A 1,896-nucleotide genomic window follows, 5' to 3' on the forward strand; every position below is an offset into this window, starting at 1 on the left:
GCCCCCCAAGACTTTGAGGATACAAAATCCTTACAAGATTCTATCCACGCCTTAGAACAAAAAATTGCACAACAAGACAAACAAAAAAATCTCTTACAAAATCAATCTAGCATCTATGCACTGACGCAAATTGCGGATTCTAAAAATCTACAAGACTTCACGCTCACACAAGAAAACCAAAAAATCTTGCTTAGTGCAAAGGGAAAATATGCAGATTTTTTTAGTTTTTTAGAAAGCCTAGAAGCACAATCTTATTCAGAAATCTCGTCTCTTTCTCTTTATCCCAACGCCCTTAAGCAACATTTGGAATTTTATTTAGAGATTCTACTCCATAAACAGAATCCTCTGCCCAACAGGAATTAAAATGAAATTATTTTTCTTCATACTCGTTTTAACCACTGCTTGTGCTGGATTTGACCCCTTTTACTATGGACAAGATTCCCAAAGTAATGAGGACTTAAATCTCTATGGTTTGATGAAAGAACGTGCCAATATCAATGGCAAATGGTATAAGGTACAAACAACTTTTGACGCGCAAAATATGCGCTTTAAGATTCTTAAAATCCAAAATAACTGCGTGATTTTGGAGGAATCCTCCACGCAAGGTTTAAGCACAATTTGCCTACAAAAATCAAAACTATTAAGGAACTAAATGCGACTTCTTTACCGATTCAGCCTCCTATTTCTTTTGCTTTTCGCTCCACTTTTTGCGTGCCAAAATCGCCTTTTTAATCTCTCTTTGCAAGATTATCCCATCAAAATTGGTGAGGTTTTAAACGAATTTTCTAGTGAGTGCCATTTCAGTGTTGTTTGGGACGAAATCGCAATAGAATCGCGGCTCAACCAAAATCTTTCTATGATTAACTTTAAAGACAAAGATTTGAATTTTATCTTTGAATTACTTTTTAATGCGGCAAATTTGCATTATTCTTTTGAAAAGGACATTTTAAGACTTAAAATTAATGAAACAAAAACTTTCAAAATCAACTACTTAAGCACGAATCGGCAAGGCATTAGCAATACTTCTGTTTCTATCAATAATGAGGAGCGGCAAAGCAACTACAATACGCAAAGAGATGAGGACAATTTAAGCAAGTCTGGAATCAATATCAAAAGCGAAGACGGATTTAATTTTTGGGAAACGATTGAAACAGAAATCTTAACAATGATTAATGCCAAAGCAGAGGAAGGGCGTGTGATTATCAATCGTGGCGCGGGATTAGTCAGCGTCAAAGGCGATAGAAAATCACTCCAAAAGGTAGAATCCTATATCCAAAACCTACACGAACGCTTGCAGCAACAAGTTTTAATTGATGTGCATATTCTAAGCGTTGCGCACAAAAACGCGCAGACTTTGGGGATTAATTGGGAAAGTCTTTATGATTTGCAAAATCTTGTGATTCCGCCTTTTAGCGAGAGTGCAAGCTTAGGAGGCAAGGGCGAAATGGGCAATGTCAGCGGACTAAACCTCATCGGTGGCGATAGCGGACGCAGTTTGCATTATGGGTTAAATATTTTCTCGCAAGGCGTAAGTCTCACGCGCATTGTAGAGTTTCTAAAAACCTATGGGGAGGTGCAATCTATCTCTAATCCCAAAGTTCTTACACTCAACAATCAACCCGCAATGATTAGCGTAGGCGATATTTTGCGCTACAAGAAAAGCAATATTTATCAAAACACCAATGCGCAAACCACGCTCACAAATACCGATAACGAATATCCAAGCATCTTTGCTGGCGTGCTTTTGGACATCACGCCTTTAGTGTTTGGAGAGGAAATTATGCTCAAAATCAATCCCTCTATTACCAAAACCAAAGATAACAAAAGCGAGATTCCAAGCAATGCCTTTGACACTCCGCCCAATCTTACAACCAATCAACTAAGCTCTATCGTCAA

General features: G+C 37.9%; 3 protein-coding genes. All 3 read left to right on the forward strand.

All coding sequences use genetic code 11. The features are described 5' to 3' along the window. A partial coding sequence (locus tag Q1553_RS00340; RefSeq protein ID WP_300842653.1) for a hypothetical protein occupies nucleotides 1–363 on the forward strand: 363 nt, incomplete at its 5' end. A gap of 1 nt (nucleotide 364) precedes the next feature. After that, nucleotides 365–652 carry a hypothetical protein gene (locus Q1553_RS00345; RefSeq protein ID WP_115551937.1) on the forward strand — a complete coding sequence of 96 codons (288 nt, stop codon included), beginning with the start codon at nucleotides 365–367 and terminating at the stop codon, nucleotides 650–652. After that, on the forward strand, nucleotides 653–1,896 hold a 1,244-nt coding region (locus Q1553_RS00350), incomplete at its 3' end, for a pilus (MSHA type) biogenesis protein MshL (RefSeq protein ID WP_300842654.1).

The sequence above is a fragment of the Helicobacter sp. UBA3407 genome, from assembly GCF_949747025.1.
Lineage (GTDB): Bacteria > Campylobacterota > Campylobacteria > Campylobacterales > Helicobacteraceae > Helicobacter_D > Helicobacter_D ganmani.

Bases quoted from the DNA above. Each gene is read 5' to 3' on its own strand.
- Q1553_RS00345 (WP_115551937.1), top strand. From the start codon at position 365: ATGAAATTATTTTTCTTCATACTCGTTTTAACCACTGCTTGTGCTGGA.